This window comes from Methanobacterium sp., assembly GCA_012838205.1.
Taxonomy (GTDB): domain Archaea; phylum Methanobacteriota; class Methanobacteria; order Methanobacteriales; family Methanobacteriaceae; genus Methanobacterium.
The window spans coordinates 1-19571 of record DUPR01000047.1; the positions used below are offsets into that span (position 1 = coordinate 1).

Sequence of the window (19571 nt, forward strand, 5' to 3'; positions counted from 1 at the left end):
ATTACTACTGCTTATTTTTATAGCGTTACAGTAGTTTTTGGATTAGAAGGAGAGTTATTTTTCTGGGAATTGGCTACACTAATTGATATAATGTTATTAGGACATTGGTTAGAAATGAAATCAGTCATGGGCGCATCTAAAGCTTTGGAAGAGTTAGTAAAATTATTGCCTAGTCATGCTCATAAATTAATGCCTGATGGGGAAGTTATTGATGTACGACTTGAACATTTGGAGGTAGGTGATTTGGTCATGGTCAAACCGGGGGAGAAAGTCCCGGTAGATGGAAAAATAATAAAGGGCCAGACCAGTATCAACGAGGCAATGTTAACTGGAGAGTCAAATCCAGTTAATCGAAGTGAAGGTCAGGAGGTTATAGGTGGTTCTATTAATGGTGACGGTGCTATTCAAGTTGAAATACAGAAAACTGGGGAGGATTCTTTTCTATCACAAGTTATAAAGTTAGTAGGTGCAGCTCAGAAGAGCAAGTCAGCAACTCAGAATCTTGCAGACCGTTTTGCTATGTGGTTGACTTTAATAGCACTTACTGGTGGTTTTATAACATTAATAGTCTGGTTGATCCTCACTGAACAAAACATGGCATTTTCTTTGGAAAGAGCAGTTACTGTAATGGTAACAACTTGTCCTCATGCCCTTGGACTTGCCATACCTCTGGTGGTAGCTGTTTCAACTGCGATAGCGGCAAAAAATGGTTTTTTTATACGTAATAGAACGTCCTTCGAGAATGCTCGTGATATAAATACTGTGGTCTTTGACAAGACCGGTACTTTAACCCATGGGAAGTTTGGAGTCACTGATGTAATCCCATTGGATGAAAAAATAGATCCTACCTTAATTATAAAATATGCTGCATCTCTTGAAGCTTACTCTGAACATCCAATTGCCCTGGGAATTGCCCAAGAAGTGGAAGAACACTATCCAGTTGAAAATTTCCTAGCAATTCCAGGTAAAGGGGTTAAAGGAACAGTTCAGGGACGTGAAATTGAAGTTATGAGTCCAAGTTATCTTGAGATAAGGGGATATTCCATTGATAATAATGAATTAGATAAACTATCTAGACAAGGTAAGACCATTGTTTTTGTTTTGGTTGATGGAATTTTGAGTATTGCGGTGGCATTGGCAGATATCATCCGACATGAGTCAAAAGAAACTATTTCCCGATTGAAAGAGATGGACATCAAATGTTTAATGATCACTGGAGACAAGAAAGAGGTAGCCGAATGGGTTTCAAAAGACGTAGGGCTGGATCAGTACTTTGCTGAGGTTTTACCCTCGGAAAAAGCAGAAAAAATTAAAAAAATACAAAAAGAAGGGGGTATTGTCGCAATGACTGGTGATGGGATCAATGATTCTCCGGCTCTGGCTCAAGCCGATGTTGGAATTGCTATTGGTGCCGGGACAGATATTGCCTTGGAAACTGCTGATATTATCTTGGTCCGAAGCAATCCACTGGATGTACTTCAAATTATAATGTTAGCCCGATTGACTTATCATAAAATGCTTGAAAATCTGGCATGGGGAGCCGGATACAATATCATTGCCATACCTCTTGCCGCAGGGATTCTTTCAGCATATGGCATAATATTAACTCCGGCAATGGGTGCTGTGTTAATGTCTGCCAGTACTATTATCGTAGCTGTTAATTCAAAATTTCTACGGATTAACAAAATTTAAAACTAATTTGAATGACAGTAAAATTTTACTTATTTAGTATTTGATCAGTAAATAAAAAACCCACTAAAAATCGATAGTAATAATAAAACGATAAGCCTAACAAAACTGTTTATCTAACATTTTAGAAAATAATAATGTAAAAATCATTAAATTTAGGTATGTTTTGAAATATTTGCATATAGGTAATAAACAATTCTTTACCTCTGGGAAATAAGATTTAATTTATATTAACAATGGTATAGTACATTCGTTGCAAATCCATTATGAATTAATCATCACATTTCGACTAATGATTATTTTTCAACCACTAAAGTTCCAGCTGCCATATCCCCAATTCTTTGTTTTTTTGGGGATTTGGCACTGAAAATAATGGCTAATCCTCCTGGTAGGGGGTAAGGAATCAGGTCTAATAATAATAAAACACTTCTTATAAAACTTTGTTGGTATGTTATTGGTTGATAATCTAATTCATTAACAACCCTGATTTTCATGAATATTTTACCTATAGTTTGCCATTTCATATCCAGAAACATAAAATAAAGGAAAAAGACTAAAATATCCAACAACACCCATATTATGGCCAATAATTCCACAGACATTCCCGGATTAATGATATTTAATGATATAATGAGAATCAGTAGAATTCCAAATAAAAATAACAAAAAAATCAAATCAATTATGAACGCCAAGGTTTTGGAACTGGTTGAAGCATATTTGGCCTTAATATTTGTTCCACACTCCTTGCAGAAATTTGCAAAACTAGGATTGATTGTTTCACATTTCAAGCATAATAATTGGTTTGATTCAGATATTTCATTGGAAACATACCTTTTTTTTGATAATATTTTTAATTTATCCCAATTTTTCCGGAATACAAAAAATATGAGAAGTGGCATTAAAATCAAAGACGGAATAATTAGGGAAGAATCTGCCCCAGCGGTAAATAAGGAAGGTAAATTTTCAAAAACACTTGTATTGTTTATCATAATGGTTACAAATATGTTATTGGCAATATGAACGCCAATTGCAGTTTCCAAACCATTTTCTGCTAATGTGATAATCCCCAATGTTAATCCGAACATGAACATGTTAAGTACAATACCTAAACCCGAAAAAACATCAGAACCATTGAAAAAATGTCCAACTGCAAACAGTGCGGAAGTTATGAGGAGGGGGATTACTGGTTTTCGTGTTATAATTCCAATTCCCTGTATTAAATATCCTCTAAAAAAAATTTCCTCAAAGGATGCTTGGATAGAATAAATAACCAAGCTTAAAATTAATAAAATAAAAAAGGAAGGGTTCAAAGAGAATTCAACCAGAGAAGGATCAATAATTAGTTCAATTAACATTGCAAGTCCCAAGATGCCAAACCATAATCCAGCTCCTTTCAAAATTTTCAGCCATTTAACTTTGTTAAATGTGTTTACAAACAAGATAAGTTTTTTACGATGAATAAATCGTGTGCAGAAACAGAAAAGTATGAAAGATAATATGTAATAAATTCCAAAAAATACCAGTAAAAACATTGAATTTAAATTTTCAAATGAATCAGGTGCCATTATCACTTGTTTAAAATGGTTGGGAAATATAAATAAAGGAATTAAAACCATTATAATTAAAATTAATGGACCCACCCATGAGGCTAAGATAGTCACGACATATCTCCACCAATCATTTTTGCCATAATCTACATTGTCTAAAAACTCTTTTTGGTGCATGGTATCTGCCTGATGGAAATATCTTATTTATATTAAAATAATGATGATGTTTATTAATAATTTTATAAACTTTATTTTAACTGATTTTATAATTTGGTGGTTCCAAAATTTATAAAAGAACTTAATTATTTGATTTTTCTTAAATTCAGCGCCGGGACTGGGATTTGAACCCAGGGTGAGCAACGCTCATAGGATTTCGAATCCTACGCCTTACCTGACTAGACTATCCCGGCATTTATAGAAGTTACACAAAACATGCATTAATATTTTTGGTTTAAGCATTATATTAATTAGAATAGGGAATTTAATAATATTAACATTCTATGATTGTTTTTATTGCAATGTTTACTATTTATTGAAAATGTGTAATTTTTTCTACAATTTTTTGGTAAGGTTCCTCAACAAACAATATTTATATTTGTTCAATTGAGCATTCATTCATAGGTTATAATTGGTATTAACCATATGTACCTCAAGACTGATAATAAGGAAATAAAAATGCCAGAAGAAGATCATCATTGCACTGAAGAACCTGATGTTCCATCTACTTGTGATGTTGCGGGGGTAACATGTTTGGAGAAAAACAACCTTTGTGGAAACAAAAACTGATTACAATTATTATTACATCGGCTGCAATTTTTTGCAGTGGCATTGTATCTTAAATTTTTTAACCAAGCAGGAATTGCTGAAATTATTATTTAGTAGTTGTGGTAGGGGTAGTGTTTGATATATTCAAAGGGGCTTTAAACGTTACAAAAACTGAAATTTGTAACTTACTACAAACATTAGGAATCCATACTAGCATTTACAAATTCTTGTAACTTATTATATGCATCACCATTTTCAACACTTTTTTTGGCTATTTCAACTCCTTCTTCAAATGTTTCTGCCTTCCTTGCCAGGAATAGAATAGCTCCAGCATTCGCCAGACTCAGATCCATTCTGGCTTCTTCTTCTTTCTTTTTACGTTTCCCTTCTAATACATCCATTGCAATTTGAAGGTTTTCATCAAAGGTATCTGGTGCCTTTATAAGTTTTTTAGTAGTTGTTTTCAATCCAAAATCCTTGGGATATAGTTCAAAGATTTTTATTTCTCCGTTATCTAGAAATGCTGCACGAGTTTTACCTATAGTGGATATTTCATCCATAGCCGGTTCACCATTCTCATCAAAGCCGTGAACTACCATTGCTCTTTTAACACCCAGATTTCTTTGAACATTGGCCAATATTTCCACATAATCGGGGTCGAAAACACCCATTAAATGTATATCTGTATTTGCAGGAGAAGATAGAGGACCCAAAATGTTGAAAACTGTACGCATTCCAAGTTTTTTCCGAATAGGCATAACATAGCCCATGGCAGGGTGGTATTTAGGGGCAAACATGAATCCAATCCCTGCTTTTTCCAGACAAAATTCAACTTTGCGTGCATCTCCTTGAATATTAACTCCCATTGCTTCTAATATGTCCGCTCCACCACATTTACTGCTGATAGCTCTATTACCATGTTTTGCGATGGTAACTCCGCAAGATGCTGCAATAATAGCGGAAATAGTGCTAACATTAAATGTTTTAAAACTGTCTCCCCCAGTTCCACACGTGTCTACTAATGGCTCGTCCACTTGGGGATTAACTTTTATTGAAACTTGGCGCATGGCCTTCACAAAACCAGTTATCTCTGATATTGATTCACCTTTAGTGGCAAGTGCAGCCAAAAATGCAGATATGTGGATATGACTGGCATTACCATTCACCATATCCATCATACACTCATAAGCTTCTTTTTCACTCAGTCCTTGTCCAGAAACCACTTTTTTTAAGCCTTCTGTAATCATTTAACCACGTATTTACTTGTATTTATTTCGAGTTGCTGCCTTGAGACCGCTGCAGAAAATGCTGATTTTATCTAGCATCATCCTTTTATCCTTCAGATTCTCAGTTATAATATTTAAAAGGGCACTAGCAACAATCACACCATCAGCTCCACTGTTAATCACATTCTTAACATGTTCTGGTTTGGAAATCCCAAAACCCACTACTATTGGTAGGTTGCTATGATTTTTGACCCGTTCCACCAGTTCAACTGTGCTGATTTCAAGTTCCTTTCGGGCGCCGGTTACTCCCATAACTGCCACCACATATTGAAACCCTTCACACATCTTAGATATTTTTCGAAGCCTTTCGTTGCTGGTAGTTTGAGCTACCATGAAAATCTGTTCAACCCCATATTTTTTTGAAGCATCGACTGCCTCTTTAGCTTCTTCAGGAGGTAAATCCGCGGCAAGAATGGCATTAACACCACATTCATGGGCAGTTTCATAGAATGTATCTATTCCCATTTGATAAATTAAATTATAGTATACTAAAACTCCTATAGGAATTGAAGTGAATTTTCGGATTTTCTTGATAAATTCAAAACCTTTAGCAGTAGTTATCCCTGAGTTAAGGGCTCTGATATCAGCTTCCTGAACTGTTGGTCCATCTGCAACCGGATCACTGAATGCAAATCCAATCTCCAAAGCATCTGCCCCGTTTTCAACATAGGTTTTCACAATATCCAGGGAAGTTTCAAAATCAGGATCCCCCGCAACTATGAAAGGAATAAAAGCTCCTTCATCTCTACCTTTCACCCGTTTAAACATTTCAGCATAGGTCTCTAACTTCCCATTCACGACACTCATACTTCCACCCTCATTTCACGGGCAGCCAGAAACATATCTTTATCCCCACGACCTGAAAGGTTTATCACGATGGTTTTACCCTTATTTTCCGGTTTTTTAGCGTATTTAAAAGCATATGCAACTGCATGGGAGCTTTCCAGAGCAGGAATTATCCCTTCATATTTAGATAATAATTCAAAGCCTTTTAGGGCTTCGGTATTGGTGATGGCCTCGTAGTTTGCTCTTCCAATCACTTTAAGATGGGCGTGTTCTGGACCCACTCCGGGATAATCAAGACCAGCAGAAACAGAATGCGCTTCAGAAATCTGCCCATCATAGTTTTGAAGAACAAATGAGAAGGAACCATGCAATATTCCTTCGGTACCTTTACAAAGGGTTGCTCCAGTTCTGTTGGTATCTACACCATCCCCACCTCCCTCAACACCAATGAGTTCCACTTCATCATCGTCTATAAATCCTGAAAATATTCCCATGGAGTTACTTCCCCCTCCAACACAAGCAATAACTGCATCAGGAAGTTTACCCTCTTTTTCGAGAATTTCTTTTCGGGTTTCCCTGCCTATAACACTCTGGAAGTGTTTAACCATGGTGGGATAAGGGTGAGGCCCCATTGTTGAACCTATAAGGTAATGCGTGGAGTCGACAGTGGCCACCCAATCTCTGAATGCATCGTTTATGGCATCTTTAAGGGTGCGTGAACCGGTTTTAACTGGTAAAACTCGGGCTCCGGAAAGTTCCATTCTGAAAACATTTAATTTTTGTCTTTCCACATCTTCAAGTCCCATGTAAACGTCAACTGGAATCTCAAACAGTGACCCAATAACTGCTGTGGCTATACCATGCTGTCCGGCGCCAGTTTCGGCAATTATTCTCGTTTTACCCATATATTTAGCGAGAAGCCCCTGTCCTAATGTATTATTAATTTTATGGGCTCCAGTGTGCAGCATGTCCTCCCGTTTGAGGTATATTTTGCATCCTAATTTTTCAGAGAGATTCTGAGCATAATATAATCCAGTTGGTCGTCCGGCGAATTCCTTCAGATAATAATCAAGCTCCTGATTGAACTTTTTATCATCTTTATATTTTAAAAACGCTCTTTCAAGTTCTTCGAGCGCAGGTATAAGGAGTTCTGGAACAAAAATTCCTCCGTATTTACCAAATTTTCCATTAGTTATCATTAAATCACCATTAATGCAATCTATAAATCTTACTGATGTATCTCTAGTTATTCTGTTTAATTTCCATTAATTCACTTATTTTATTAATATTTTTTACTCCAGGCTTGATTTCTACTCCTGAATTAATATCAAAGACATCAAATACTCTTTCCAACTTTTTTCCTTCATTTTTGATTCGTGCAGTGTTCATTCCACCAGCAAGTGTCAGTTTAACATCTTTGTTACGATGTTTTGCAATTTTAGCGGCTTTTATTGCAGTTTCTGCAGGTATTTGCCTTCCAGTTCCCCCAGTTTTGCCTTGGATTTCATAGTCAAAAAGGAGAAAATCACAGATGTCTGCAAAATTTTCAATCTCTCTTCTTTTATCCCTATTAATTACTTTAGATATTCCAACGGCTCTGGTAATAGTCAAGTTAGGGGATGTTTGAGTTTTATTTTCCGCGCTTTTTCTATGAAATTTTTCTTTCAATTCGCTTATTTCCTCTGGGGAGAGGGAATGAAGTTGTATATTGGTTATTCTTGATTTTATTATTTTTTCTTCGGCATCCGTAATATCAAGGGGTTCAATTACAAGCACAGCCTTAGTTACATCTTTCATGGAAGATATTAGGGTATTTATTTCCCCTATTTCCACCATTCTCTTTGATCTTTCTATGTTAATGAATCCGATGAGATCTGCACCTTCCTCTTCACAGACTTTCAGATCATCCTGGGATCGTATTCCACAGATTTTAATTTTCATGTGACTACCCCAATCTGATTGACTAACCTTTCAACTCTTTTTTGCCCGGAGGCAGACACCAATTTTTTCACTTTTTTCTGGATGTTCCAGGCAGACATTACACTGGTTCCCACTAGAATTGCATCCGCACCAAAACTTGCGAGTAATGTAATGTCTTTTGAAGTTTTAGCTCCACTTTCAGACACCAGAGTGATGTTTGAAGGAACATATTTGGCCAGTTTCTCTGTTCTATTAAGGTTAATTGTGAAATCATCAAAATCACGATTGTTTATACCAATTATCTCTGCTCCTGCTTTGGCTGCCATTTGTATTTCTTCTATGGTTTTACACTCTACCAGTGCATCCATATCAAGATATTTACATAATTCAATTCCTTCTCTAAGATCTGGAAGTATATCTGCTATTAAAAGAACTGCACTAGCCCCACAGGCACGAGCTTCATAGATCTGGTAGGGATCAAGAATGAAATCCTTACGAAGTAGAGGTAGTGTCGTTATTCTGCAAGCCAGTTTCAAGTTATCGATATTACTATTGAAAAATGACTCTTCGGTTAAGACTGACACTGCACTGGCCCCTCCTTTCTCGAACTGTGGAAGTACATCACCTATCATGAGTTGGCTAATTTTCCCAAGAGAGGGGGAGGCTGGTTTATATTCACAAATAATGGAAACATCATCATCTTTATTTAATGATTTTTTAAAATTGGTTCTTATTTTTTCCCGCTTTATATTCTCTTTCAACTCATCCAGGGGTTGATATTTCATTCTGATTTCTAGGGCCCTTCTCCTCTCTTTTAAGATATCAGTGAATTTCATGATACTTCCATCTCCAGGAAATTTTTCATAATTTTTCTACCATCATCTGTCCCAATGGATTCCGGGTGGAACTGGAGACCGTATATTGGATAATCATGGTGTTTAATGGCCATTATCATTCCATCATCTGTTTCAGCCATTATATCCATAGAGGGTGGAGTTGTGTCTCTTTTACATACTAATGAATGATATCTTGCTGCTACGAGAGGCATGCTAACTCCCTGGAACATGCCCTTATTTTTATGGTGGATATAACATTGTTTTCCATGAACTGGTTCAGTTCGTATTATTTCACCACCAAAAGCTGTGAAAATTCCTTGATGTCCTAAACAAACACCTAAAACTGGTATTTCTTTACCTATCTCTAGTATGGTGTCACGTGAAACTCCGAAATCTCTATTGTTAAGAGGATTTCCAGGTCCTGGCGATATGATTATCTTGGAAGGTTGGAGTTTCTTAATTTCATTTACAGTTATTTCGTCATTTCTAAAGACTTTAATATTGGTTTCAAACTCTCCCACCAGTTGATAGAGGTTATAAGTGAAAGAGTCGTAGTTATCTATTATGAGTATCATTTTGCTTCACCTGACATCTTGAGTGCGCTTAAAAGGGCTTCAGCTTTATTTTCACATTCATGATATTCATTGGTTGGAACAGAGTCATGGACTATTCCTGCTCCAGCCTGTATCTTTGCTTTGTCTCCATCGCAGACCATGGTTCTTATGGTTATGGCAAAATCAGCATTTCCATTCAAACCAAAATATCCCACTGCCCCAGCATAGGGACCACGGGGGATCTGTTCCAGTTCGTTTATTATTTCCATGGCCCTGATCTTAGGGGCTCCACTCACCGTACCTGCTGGAAAGATGGAAGCAAACGCATCCACCGCGTTTTTATCATTCTGTAATTTTCCCCGAACCGCGGACACAATGTGTTGTACATGGGAGAATTTTTTGATGTTCATGTATTCAGGAACATGGACGGTTCCAAATTTACTCACTTTCCCAATGTCATTGCGGGCTAGGTCTACCAGCATTAAATGCTCGGCTCTTTCTTTTTCATCGGTTAGAAGTTCTCTTTCAAGTTTCATATCCTCATGGGGAGTAGTTCCACGTTTCCTTGTCCCAGCTATGGGATATGTTTCAATTTCTCTTCCTTCCACCCTGACCAGCATTTCTGGACTGGAACCTATTACTTCCCTTTCTCCCAGCTTCAAATGATACATATAGGGTGAGGGGTTGATTCTACGGAGAGTTTCGTAAAAAGAGAGTCTGTTACCTTGAATTTTATATTCTCTAGCATTGGAAATAACACTCTGGAATATTTCACCGGCATTTATTTTTTCTTTAGCTTCGAGAACCATTTTTTGAAATTTATCTTGTGAAAAGTGATGTTTTCGTTCCTCAAAAGTCAGAATATCTTTTTTGGATTCTTCTTGGGAGATTGATTTGATTTCTTCCAGCCGATTTTCTCCTAGAGTTACGTATTCGCACTTATTTTGAAGTCTGTCAAATATTATAGCGTCCAAGAAGAGCCCAAATTCAAAATCTGGCGTTTCCCCCAATTGCATGGGGATCGGTTCGAAGTATCGTACTGATTCGTAAGAGACGTATCCCACCAGACCTCCTCTGAATCCTTTTTCATTGCTCCCATTTCCAATGAGGCTTTTTATTTCATTAAATGGATTTGGGGTTTCAATTTCCTCTTTTTCATCTTCTTTTTTGATTTCAAGAATTCCATTTTGGGCTTTGAGAGTTGCAGCTGGTTTGAATCCCAGAACTGAATATCTTGCTAATCCACTATCGCTTTCCATGGATTCCAAAAGGAAACAACGGGAATATTTAGAGTATATTTTTTTAAAAAGGTTAAATGGGGAGTTAAAATCTATTTGGGTTTTTTTTACTTTTTTGTTTTTAAATTCAAACTCGCCAAAAGCATTCACTACATTGCATTGTTTCACCATATTTAGTCACTGACACTCCTATACTTTATAGTATTATTTAAATCTTTAGAGTACATAAATGTACATAAAACTAAATATATGGCCAATGCCAAATGGAAGATTAAAGAAAATTGTAAAATTAAAAAATTCATTAAAAATTAATATATGAAAATTATCAGGGAGAATACAAGATGTGGGATCGTGTAAAACACAAATTTGAAAAATTTCCGGCAAGAATGGGAGTGGCACGTAAAATAATTGAATTAGGGCTTAGAGTAGGTGAAAACGGAAAGATTTACTGTGGTGATGTGGAGATAAATGACGTAGCACTAGCCAGAGGAGCAAATGTAGACCGTAGATCCATCCGGGCTACAGTAGACGTGATTATGGACGACCCAGAATTGGCAGCAATATTTGGCAATATATTCCCCGCTGGAGCCCTTCTTAAAAACGTAGCCAGTGATCTGGGGTTTGGAGTTGTGGAAATAGAAGCCCAAGCAGGCACTCCCGGAATACTGGCAACTGCTACTCATCTAATTTCAGAACAAAATATAAGCATTCGCCAAGCCCATGCTGGAGACCCTGAACTTGAAGAACATCCTAAACTCACAATAATCACTGAAAAACCAGTCAAAGGAGAAATGTTTAATAAATTCCTCAAAATCCCTGGAATAAAAAAGGTTTCAATTTATTAGTTTATCATTAAAGGATTAATTGTCATATCCTGTTGGGCCATAAAAAATAAAATAAATTTAAAAAAATAAAAAAAAATTAAATAAATAAAAAAAATCACGTGTTTAAATTCATATTATGATATTAAAACCGAAAATAATTTTTAACTTTCGAATTCTTCAGCATCCTCTTCCATAATCTTAAGAAGTTCATCCCATGCTTCAAGGGATTCTTGAGCTTCTTCATCAGATAGGACCTCGATTGCGTATCCTGAATGAACCAGAACATAGCGACCGACATTCGCATCCTCAACTAAATCCAGTTTAGCTTGTTGCCTTACTCCACCAAAATCAACAGTGGCCACGTTATCCTTAATTTCTATAATTTGTGCGGGTGCTGCTATACACAAGATTATCACCTTTTATACTATTTTATAAGACTGAAGTATGTTTAATTTAACGTAAATAAGAATTTAATTCATTTCGGTATTAAAAAAAAGCCCTGCTTGATTATCACAGAACAATTTAGTTATTTTAATAGATGATCATCACCATATAAATATCTTGGGGACGGATCATATCAGAACCCTCCCAAAAAATTAATCATCAGATTTTGGGGATTTAAAAAATGAAAATAGTAATTATTGGAGGAGGTCCAGCAGGGCGGTCAGCAGCCATGGGAGCAGCACAGCTTGAAGCAGATGTCACATTGATCGAAAAAGAGCATATTGGTGGAACTTGTCTTCATGAGGGTTGTATGGTTATTTGTGGTTTTAATGATGTGGTTAAATTTTATCAAGACTCAGAAAAATTTCAAAAAATGGGAATTATCCCTCAAAAACACTCAATTAATTATACACAAGTTGCGAATGGTATTAAAAAGGTCATCCACAAAATAGAAAATGTATTGAAACATGAAACCAGAGAATCCGGAGTAAAAATAGTTACTGGTGAAGTATCAAGGGTTACTCAAGAGAATGTGGTGGCTGATGGAAAGGAACATAACTACGATAGACTCATAATTGCGACTGGTGCCAAGCCATTCATACCTCCCATACCTGGTGCAGAGAATGCCCTCACCTACAAGGATGTTCTGGACCTAAAAAACATTCCTGAAAATCTTAATATAGTGGGTAGTGGAGTAATAGCCTGTGAATTTGCAGGAATATTCTCTTGGTTAGGCAGTAATGTTAATATACTGTGCAGAAGGCAGTTTTTAAGGAATTTAGATGATGAAATTAAAGAATATGTCCTTAAAAATCTTCTTAATGGTGTAAATGTCCATGAAAATGTGAAAGTTAATGAAATCACTCGTGAAAATATCATCACATCCAATGGAAAGATGAGGGGATTGTCTTTCTTGGCAACAGGGATGACCCCTAACACTGAAATAATAAAAGACATGGTTAAGTTAGGATATAAGGGATATATAGAAGTAAATGGGCAAATGCAAACGAGTAATTCTTCTATTTATGCTGCAGGTGATGTGGTAGGCACGGTAAACAACACTCCAGTGGCCCGCATGGAAGGTTTGGTTGCTGCCAGGAATGCATGTGGTATATCTTCAACTATGGATTATAATATCATACCTCAGTCTTTAACACTTTATTATCCGGTGAGTTTTTTAAAAACTGAATCCAAAAAGGCTTCAAATGAATTTGATGTGCGGATTCGTGGTTCGGCGGGTCCAGGATCGTTTTGGAATGTCTTAGATGGTAATACTGGTCTAACCAAACTGTCAACAAACATAGAAAATGGTGAAATCACTGGAGCATACTCAATATCACCGTCTTCCCGAACTAGCATGCCATACTTGGCAAAAATGATTAAAGATGGTTATAAAACCTTTGATTTTGATGATTTTATTGAATCCCATCCTTCAACGGATGCCATCTACAAATTATTGCATTTTTTAGCTAAATATGGTTAAATAGATCTCATAGATGATACAATTTTTTTGATAAAAATAGATCTTTTTTAAGTACTCATCAGATACTATTACGAACACAATGAAAGTATAGATAAATATAAATTAACTTATTTTTTTGGGATTTTTCCCATAATTATTTCTGCTATTTTTGGTGAAGCATCCTTAATCAATTCAGCATAAATTTTACTTTTATCCTTAATTTCATCTTTTATTTCTAAAACATGTTTTATATTATCTTCTAGTTCATCCAAATCACATTCTACTACTGCACCCGGGAATATTCCTTCCATGTTATGGTATCGGCCATATTTAACTCTGAGAAGAGCGATGATGGGTAATTCACATGCCAGAGCTTCATGAATCATCAGCCCATCATCAGAAAGTACAACCAAGTCAGCCAGCCTATAAAGGTCAGGAAGGTTGTCAACATATCCTAAGTTCAATGTTGATTTTAAATAGTCATTGAGTTCCTCTTTAAGTGGTTCACCAACTACAAGGATGTTGGCGTCTAATTTTTGATCGCCTATTTTCCCAGCAGCTTGGGCCATTTTTTCAAATAAGGAGGATCCCGAAGAGAATAATATGGTGGGCCAATCCTTTTTAAAACTTGAGGGCATGGATTTCATGATATTTTCACGACTGCCCCTTACAATATCATGATTTATAGGGAGATAAGAAGAATGAACTTTATTTTTAGATTTTAATTGTGTTTCTTCTACTTCGCCTTGTCGAAACAAAGGTGATTCAGGTAATGCTATAATTTCAGTAATTTTGATGAGGATTTTAGAATCCGTAGGGGTGGCAACCACTCCAATTGAAGGAATATTGGCAAGTCTTGCTGATAAAGCACCAATAATTGCTCCGCCTCCAATTACGCCAACCACAATATCTGGATTTAGTGTACGAATTAGTTTAGCTCCTTCTTTGGCTGCTAAAAGGGATTTTGCACTGGCTTTCAGTAGGGTGTATTTGTTGGCAGCATGTCCTCCAGCTTGAGGGATACTGATCTTATGCCAACTGATTCCTCTTTTCTTAAATAACAATCCTGGAGCTTGGTGATCCAGTGCGAATTCACATTTCATGCCTTTTTTTTCAAGGGCCTTGGCTATATTAAGGGCTATAACTGCGTCCCCTCCCATTCCCCTTCCGGTTACTGTGAGCAATGCTTTCATTTTTAATCCTTAATACTTATCATAATTAGTAAATATCAATTGAACCTTAAAAATTTGGTTGAAAGTCTTGATTGAAGTAGTTAGTATTCCACATGAAATCATAAATTCCAGAAATCGTATCCACAAATTCCTGATACTGGTTCCATATGGCTATTGCAGTTTCGGATAGTGCATTGTTGCCAGAAAGTTTGCAGAATGCTATCATCATCTCTTTTTTATCCCTTACAATTAGTTTTATGAAAGGAACAGGGAAAAACTTTATTTCTATGGGTAAATCTTTTAGTATCTTTTGGGTGAGAACTTCAACATTGTCTATATGGCATGAGGGTGCAGTGAGCATTTTTATACTAACACCTTTATTTATTGGTTTTTCAAGGGCAGTTTTAATCATATCTGGTTCTTCTGGGAACATTAAACCTCCCATTATAAACAAAGATTCTTTTGCACGTGATATGATTTCAATTTCTTTGTTAACAATTTTCTCGGGACCATGTAATAACCAGATAGGTGCAGGGACTTGTGGGATCTGGCTTTCATAAATCAAGTTTAGTTCGGCTTCGGCTTGTTCCATAGTGTCTTTAATGTGGTCTCTGGATTTTTTGAACACTTCATGTGGAGGGATTACAGTAAATTGTAGTGGTTTGCCTCGGCTCATTTCAATGAAACCTTTGCTTTCTAACTTTTTCAAGACTTGATATACTTTAGATCTTGGAACATTAGCAGTTAAACTAATTTCTGCAGCATTAGCTGATATAAGGGATGTTAATGCCACATAACTTTGAGTTTCATAATCTGTGAGGCCCATTAGTCTCAAGGCTTCTATTGATTCTCTGCTGATAGTCATGATTACAATTTCCTATATCTCGTTCATAGTATTTTATCCAATTTTTTCATTTTATACTCTATTGGTGACAAAATATATAAATGTTCTTGTTTGGAGATCATAAGTTAGAATTTGGAGAGGTGAAAAGGTGAATATCAAAAAGGAACACGCGATTTTAGCCAATAAACTCACTAAAAAATTCAAAGATTTCACGGCAGTGGATAATTTCAACTTAAAAGTGGAGAAAGGAGAAATATATGGATTACTTGGACCTAATGGTGCAGGCAAAACCACTGTTATCAAAATGTTGGCTAGTATTATTAATCCGACCTCAGGAAGCGCACATGTAATGGATGAAAAGATTCCTGGTGGTAAAGTGGCTTCAAAGATAGGTTACATGCCTCAGGAAACAGGTGTCTACTTGGGACTTACAGTAGAACAAAATATGAATTTTTACGGCAGAATTTTCAACTTAAAAAAAGATGAAATCAAAAAAAGGGAAGATGAATTATTGAAGTTTGCGGATCTCACCGATTGGAAGCATGAAATGGTTGAAAACCTCTCAGGAGGGATGAAACATCGTGTTTCACTTATTTGCACTCTTATTCATCAGCCAAAACTTCTTTTTCTTGACGAACCAACAGTTGGGGTTGACCCTGAGCTAAGGGTTTCTTTTTGGAATTATTTTAACCAGTTGCGGAAAGCAGGAGTAACAATTCTCATAACCACCCATTACATGGATGAAGCACGGCGATGCGATAGAATAGGTTTTGTGCAGAAAGGTCATCTTATAGCAGAAGACACCCCTCAAAAATTACTTAAAGAGAGTGGAAAGGATTCTCTGGATGATGCATTTCTCGAGTTTTCTAAAAGAGACACTGCTCATATTGGGGTGGGACAATGAAATTTCACCGAGTTATGGCAGTTAGTCGGCGAGTGTTCCGTGACGTGGCCAATGATAAACGTAGCCTAGCAATGCTTTTTTTAGCACCAATCTTCGCCATGTGCATATTAGGAGTAGCATTCAGTGGTGATGTGAAGGATGTGGATATTATTATAGTTAATCAAGACCAAGGATTCACCCAACCCCTGGGTAAAACCACTTTTTTTTCAGAAAAAATTATTTCCAACCTGGATAACGAGATTTTGAACATTAAAAACATGAGTAATGTAGATGAAGCCAGACAAGATGTGAAAGATGGTAAAGCATCAGCAATTATAATATTTCCAAAAGAATTTAGTAAAAACACAATTTTAAACACTAAAAACTCATTTTATTCCAATAGTGCTGAAATACTTATTGAAGGGGATGATAGCGTAACTAACATAAAAAATACCATCCTTAAAACGGTTAGTGATGCATTATCTGACACAATGGCAGAAGAAGGAGTTAAACCTGCCATTAAAATAGTTTCAGACCCTATTTATGGTGGGGATGCTGAATTCGTAGATTTCTTTATCCCAGGAAATCTAGCCTTCGTAGTATACTTACTTACAACCATTCTCACCCTAATCACTTTCGTCGGAGAACGAGCAAATGGAACATTGGAAAGAGTGCTGGCCAGCCCAGTAACTGAAGGAGAGGTGGTAACTGGATACGCAATCACATTCGGAACATTAGGAACATTACAAGTCGCATTATTATTAGCAGTAGCCATTTTAGTATTCAACATAATTGTGGTGGGCAATGTATTCTTAGCATTTGGGGTAATAGCCATTCTGGCTGTAACTTGCCAAGCATTGGGAATATTATTATCTAGCCTATCTAAAAGGCCAGAACAAGCTATACAATTTTTCCCATTTGTTGTCTTACCAGCTTTCTTGCTTTCAGGTGTTTTTTGGCCCATCCAAGCCATACCTGAATGGTTAAGGCCTTTGTCATATTTGGTGCCTCCAACATATGCGGCAAATGCTTGCCGCGCCGTAATGCTTAAAGGATGGGGATTGGAAAAAATATGGTTAGATCTCTTGGTGCTAGTGATATTTGCTATACTGTTCCTTGTTCTGGCTGTATGGTCTTTAAGAAGAAGAAAAGAATAAAATGAGTATTTTTTTTTATAAATTCAAAAAAATCAATTCAGCCACTATACGGACTGTACAACAACCTACGGAAGCCCAAAACTATTAAAAATTTGTTTTTAACATTAATATTTCGTTTTTTTAGGACAATTCTCCGAAATAAATCTCCTAAACCACCACCAGTTAATACATCCATTACTAAATCTCCGTATTGAGGATTCTGGATATTAAGATTGGTTTCTAAGAAATTTTTAAGGTTGTCACGTCTTAAAAATGCTATAAGTAAAGAAGTAATGACAAAAAGAGTCATCACAATCAAAAACACTTCACAAGTTCCCCAATTGCAGAAATTTGCTATGTTCATCCCCAGTAGTGTGTATAATATTCCCAATCCTACTCCAAAGGAGTGGTTACCTACTTCACCCATCATTATTTTTCCTTGATAATCAAGGGGAGCATATCCAACACAAGCTGCAAGAAGTATTAAAGACAACGAATATGGATTTCCAGTGTTTAGATAAAGCAAAACCGACATTATTGTACTCATTACGATTACAGTGGAGGATGCTGTTCCTGGTTGCATGTCTGAGATGTTCAATGGTTGTATCATCAGTGCTATGATTATGGAAACTGGGCCAAAAAAGAAGTATCCCACCACCATAACCAGCAACATTCCTATGCCCCGTAAAAGTTGACCTAATTCAAATGGAAGTCCTCCATACCTTTTTCTACCAAGTAAATCATCTAAAAATGCGAATATTCCAATAATACCTATTAAATATTTTCCAGGTGGGGGGAAAAAGATTACAAGAACTATAAATGGGGCCAGTCCAACTGCTCTTGGTGTTCCTCCGCGAATAGTAGTGTAAAGGTTTCCTCCAATTCGAGGGAATAATTTGTAAAATAAAATGGTTAAAATACAGGAGAAAATAAAAGCCAATATGAGTACTGAGATTTCTGTAATGTTTATTCCTAAAATATTCATATAATTACTCTCCTGCAATATATCTACTCAATTGTTATGAATTTAATTTAAGGCATACCTCAACAAAGCTGCCAAGCCGCCTAGAGCACTGAGCTGTTTCCCCCCGTCATGTTCACTGCTCAAGACCATGACACTCCCTCCCAGATTTTCAGTCATATCCATTATTTTCTCAACATCTCTTTCTCGCAGTAGTTCATCAATAATCAGTAAATTTTCAATTGCACCTGCTTCAGCTGCAATTTTAGTTTCTTTTTTACCATAAACAACCTTGTTTGATGTTTTCCCAATTTCTTCTAAAACTCTGGCCATCATCCTGATTTCATGGGCAATTCTTCCTTCAGTAGCCATTTCTTCCAAGATCCCTTTCTGCAGCACTTCATAAATTCCAGTTCTGCCTCCTGCCCCAGTATTTTCTAATCTAGAAATTTTGGCCAGATAAGGATATTTTTCACTGATGAAATGGTGGAAATCATTTTTACCAAATCCTGGTCCGGCAATGATAATTCCTTCTATTCCTTCAAAATTATTTATGGTACTGGCTATTTCATCATAAAATTTGTTTATTACTTGTTGACGGTTTTTTTGTACTACTCTCTTGCCTGTAACCCCCCCAATAATGGGTCCATAATATTCAACTCCATACTGGCGAAGTATTCCCATATCGGCAACATCATCTTCAATCACCACCACCAGTGCACGTGGTATTTTTGATGCATCTATTGCTTCTTTAATTCTTTTTTGATGCCATCTGGACCATCTTTCCTTTTCTATCCTCACCGAATTGCTGAGTTTCAAATCAATGGTATGGTGAGATCCAAAGGAAACTAAATCTTCTGGCCCCTTTTCAATAATACCTTTTGCCCGTAATTTTCCAGTGTATTTATGAAAATTAATGTTTTCCACTCGTATTCCCATAAAAAATGTTTTTTTAATTCCCCGGTCACTGCGCAGACGTTCTCCACTGGTGTCTTGCATTCGGCGGGTAGTCTTTGATGAAATCAGATCTCCCGGTTCTATAAGATGGGAAAGATGCCATAGATCGTCTAGAGTTTCTGGTAATAATTCTATTATTCCTCTTTTTGCATCTTGGTGTATGATACGCATGATTTAACCTTCATGAGAAATTAGATAGTTTACTTTTTTTTGGTTGCTTCGATTTTGATTTTTATTTTTTTTAAGATGTTATTTACACAGTATTTA

General features: G+C 36.4%; 19 protein-coding genes and 1 tRNA gene. 6 read left to right on the forward strand and 14 right to left on the reverse strand.

Translation table 11 applies throughout. The features are described from left to right. A partial coding sequence (locus GXZ72_06965) for a heavy metal translocating P-type ATPase (protein ID HHT19284.1) occupies positions 1–1692 on the forward strand: 1692 nt, incomplete at its 5' end. A gap of 293 nt (positions 1693–1985) precedes the next feature. Here GXZ72_06965 and GXZ72_06970 read toward each other — a convergent pair. Together GXZ72_06970 and GXZ72_06975 are read right to left on the reverse strand one after the other, a co-directional pair. After that, entirely contained in the window at positions 1986–3413 is a 1428-nt protein-coding gene (locus GXZ72_06970) for a CPBP family intramembrane metalloprotease (GenBank protein HHT19285.1), read from the reverse strand. Between the two features lie 149 nt (positions 3414–3562). Continuing rightward, positions 3563–3646 (reverse strand) — tRNA-Ser (locus tag GXZ72_06975). A gap of 232 nt (positions 3647–3878) precedes the next feature. On the opposite strand from GXZ72_06975, the gene GXZ72_06980 reads away from it, so the two are divergent. Beyond that, complete coding sequence (locus tag GXZ72_06980; protein ID HHT19286.1) at positions 3879–4022, forward strand: hypothetical protein; 144 nt, start codon at positions 3879–3881, stop codon at positions 4020–4022. 176 nt (positions 4023–4198) lie between these two features. On the opposite strand, the gene trpD is transcribed toward GXZ72_06980, so the two are convergent. From trpD to trpE, 7 genes are read right to left on the reverse strand one after another with little or no spacing between them, the layout of a single operon-like run. Beyond that, positions 4199–5248, reverse strand: a complete 1050-nt coding sequence (gene trpD / locus GXZ72_06985; protein HHT19287.1) for an anthranilate phosphoribosyltransferase — start codon at positions 5246–5248, stop codon at positions 4199–4201. A gap of 12 nt (positions 5249–5260) precedes the next feature. Continuing rightward, a complete protein-coding gene (gene trpA / locus GXZ72_06990; GenBank protein ID HHT19288.1) occupies positions 5261–6094 on the reverse strand; it encodes a tryptophan synthase subunit alpha in 834 nt (277 codons plus the stop codon). Beyond that, complete coding sequence (trpB, locus tag GXZ72_06995) at positions 6091–7272, reverse strand: tryptophan synthase subunit beta (protein HHT19289.1); 1182 nt, start codon at positions 7270–7272, stop codon at positions 6091–6093. The genes trpA and trpB overlap by 4 nt, the downstream gene beginning before the upstream one ends. 43 nt (positions 7273–7315) lie before the next feature. After that, a complete protein-coding gene (locus tag GXZ72_07000) occupies positions 7316–8014 on the reverse strand; it encodes a phosphoribosylanthranilate isomerase (protein ID HHT19290.1) in 699 nt (232 codons plus the stop codon). After that, positions 8011–8829 (reverse strand): indole-3-glycerol-phosphate synthase, encoded by an 819-nt coding sequence (locus GXZ72_07005; protein ID HHT19291.1) that lies wholly within the window; start codon positions 8827–8829, stop codon positions 8011–8013. The genes GXZ72_07000 and GXZ72_07005 overlap by 4 nt, the downstream gene beginning before the upstream one ends. Beyond that, positions 8826–9404 (reverse strand): aminodeoxychorismate/anthranilate synthase component II, encoded by a 579-nt coding sequence (locus GXZ72_07010; GenBank protein HHT19292.1) that lies wholly within the window; start codon positions 9402–9404, stop codon positions 8826–8828. Before GXZ72_07010 ends, GXZ72_07005 begins: the two co-directional genes overlap by 4 nt. Beyond that, positions 9401–10792, reverse strand: a complete 1392-nt coding sequence (gene trpE / locus GXZ72_07015; GenBank protein HHT19293.1) for an anthranilate synthase component I — start codon at positions 10790–10792, stop codon at positions 9401–9403. Before trpE ends, GXZ72_07010 begins: the two co-directional genes overlap by 4 nt. Before the next feature lie 170 nt (positions 10793–10962). On the opposite strand from trpE, the gene GXZ72_07020 reads away from it, so the two are divergent. Then, positions 10963–11466 carry an amino acid-binding protein gene (locus tag GXZ72_07020; GenBank protein ID HHT19294.1) on the forward strand — a complete coding sequence of 168 codons (504 nt, stop codon included), beginning with the start codon at positions 10963–10965 and terminating at the stop codon, positions 11464–11466. 140 nt (positions 11467–11606) lie between these two features. Here the strand turns inward: GXZ72_07020 and GXZ72_07025 are convergent, their stop codons facing one another. Continuing rightward, the gene (locus tag GXZ72_07025; GenBank protein HHT19295.1) at positions 11607–11852 is read right to left on the reverse strand and encodes a HypC/HybG/HupF family hydrogenase formation chaperone; all 246 of its coding nucleotides are present in this window, start codon (positions 11850–11852) and stop codon (positions 11607–11609) included. 218 nt (positions 11853–12070) lie between these two features. On the opposite strand from GXZ72_07025, the gene GXZ72_07030 reads away from it, so the two are divergent. Further along, complete coding sequence (locus GXZ72_07030; GenBank protein ID HHT19296.1) at positions 12071–13372, forward strand: NAD(P)/FAD-dependent oxidoreductase; 1302 nt, start codon at positions 12071–12073, stop codon at positions 13370–13372. Positions 13373–13479: 107 nt separating this feature from the next. On the opposite strand, the gene GXZ72_07035 is transcribed toward GXZ72_07030, so the two are convergent. Together GXZ72_07035 and GXZ72_07040 are read right to left on the reverse strand one after the other, a co-directional pair. Then, the gene (locus tag GXZ72_07035; GenBank protein HHT19297.1) at positions 13480–14544 is read right to left on the reverse strand and encodes a glycosyltransferase; all 1065 of its coding nucleotides are present in this window, start codon (positions 14542–14544) and stop codon (positions 13480–13482) included. Between the two features lie 46 nt (positions 14545–14590). Then, positions 14591–15388: a TrmB family transcriptional regulator gene (locus tag GXZ72_07040; protein ID HHT19298.1), complete on the reverse strand. Its 798-nt coding sequence runs from the start codon at positions 15386–15388 to the stop codon at positions 14591–14593. A gap of 127 nt (positions 15389–15515) precedes the next feature. On the opposite strand from GXZ72_07040, the gene GXZ72_07045 reads away from it, so the two are divergent. Both GXZ72_07045 and GXZ72_07050 read left to right on the forward strand, forming a co-directional pair. Continuing rightward, a complete protein-coding gene (locus GXZ72_07045) occupies positions 15516–16271 on the forward strand; it encodes an ABC transporter ATP-binding protein (GenBank protein ID HHT19299.1) in 756 nt (251 codons plus the stop codon). Continuing rightward, on the forward strand, positions 16268–17407 hold the full coding sequence (locus tag GXZ72_07050) for an ABC transporter permease (GenBank protein ID HHT19300.1): 1140 nt from the start codon (positions 16268–16270) through the stop codon (positions 17405–17407). The genes GXZ72_07045 and GXZ72_07050 overlap by 4 nt, the downstream gene beginning before the upstream one ends. A gap of 37 nt (positions 17408–17444) precedes the next feature. Here GXZ72_07050 and GXZ72_07055 read toward each other — a convergent pair whose 3' ends face one another. Both GXZ72_07055 and GXZ72_07060 read right to left on the reverse strand, forming a co-directional pair. Next, a complete protein-coding gene (locus tag GXZ72_07055) occupies positions 17445–18371 on the reverse strand; it encodes a cell wall biosynthesis protein (protein ID HHT19301.1) in 927 nt (308 codons plus the stop codon). 42 nt (positions 18372–18413) lie between these two features. Continuing rightward, the gene (locus tag GXZ72_07060; GenBank protein HHT19302.1) at positions 18414–19475 is read right to left on the reverse strand and encodes an mRNA surveillance protein pelota; all 1062 of its coding nucleotides are present in this window, start codon (positions 19473–19475) and stop codon (positions 18414–18416) included. Between the last annotated feature and the right edge of the window lie 96 nt (positions 19476–19571).

Excerpts from the sequence above, each read along its gene's own strand:
- GXZ72_07060 (HHT19302.1), bottom strand. The coding sequence starts at position 19,475 with ATGCGTATCATACACCAAGATGCAAAAAGAGGAATAATAGAATTATTA.
- GXZ72_07040 (HHT19298.1), bottom strand. The coding sequence starts at position 15,388 with ATGACTATCAGCAGAGAATCAATAGAAGCCTTGAGACTAATGGGCCTC.
- GXZ72_07050 (HHT19300.1), top strand. The coding sequence starts at position 16,268 with ATGAAATTTCACCGAGTTATGGCAGTTAGTCGGCGAGTGTTCCGTGAC.
- GXZ72_07010 (HHT19292.1), bottom strand. The coding sequence starts at position 9,404 with ATGATACTCATAATAGATAACTACGACTCTTTCACTTATAACCTCTAT.
- GXZ72_07030 (HHT19296.1), top strand. The coding sequence starts at position 12,071 with ATGAAAATAGTAATTATTGGAGGAGGTCCAGCAGGGCGGTCAGCAGCC.
- trpD (HHT19287.1), bottom strand. The coding sequence starts at position 5,248 with ATGATTACAGAAGGCTTAAAAAAAGTGGTTTCTGGACAAGGACTGAGT.
- GXZ72_06970 (HHT19285.1), bottom strand. The coding sequence starts at position 3,413 with ATGCACCAAAAAGAGTTTTTAGACAATGTAGATTATGGCAAAAATGAT.
- trpE (HHT19293.1), bottom strand. The coding sequence starts at position 10,792 with ATGGTGAAACAATGCAATGTAGTGAATGCTTTTGGCGAGTTTGAATTT.
- trpB (HHT19289.1), bottom strand. The coding sequence starts at position 7,272 with ATGATAACTAATGGAAAATTTGGTAAATACGGAGGAATTTTTGTTCCA.
- GXZ72_07035 (HHT19297.1), bottom strand. The coding sequence starts at position 14,544 with ATGAAAGCATTGCTCACAGTAACCGGAAGGGGAATGGGAGGGGACGCA.
- GXZ72_07020 (HHT19294.1), top strand. The coding sequence starts at position 10,963 with ATGTGGGATCGTGTAAAACACAAATTTGAAAAATTTCCGGCAAGAATG.
- GXZ72_07055 (HHT19301.1), bottom strand. The coding sequence starts at position 18,371 with ATGAATATTTTAGGAATAAACATTACAGAAATCTCAGTACTCATATTG.
- GXZ72_07005 (HHT19291.1), bottom strand. The coding sequence starts at position 8,829 with ATGAAATTCACTGATATCTTAAAAGAGAGGAGAAGGGCCCTAGAAATC.
- trpA (HHT19288.1), bottom strand. The coding sequence starts at position 6,094 with ATGAGTGTCGTGAATGGGAAGTTAGAGACCTATGCTGAAATGTTTAAA.
- GXZ72_07000 (HHT19290.1), bottom strand. The coding sequence starts at position 8,014 with ATGAAAATTAAAATCTGTGGAATACGATCCCAGGATGATCTGAAAGTC.
- GXZ72_06980 (HHT19286.1), top strand. The coding sequence starts at position 3,879 with ATGTACCTCAAGACTGATAATAAGGAAATAAAAATGCCAGAAGAAGAT.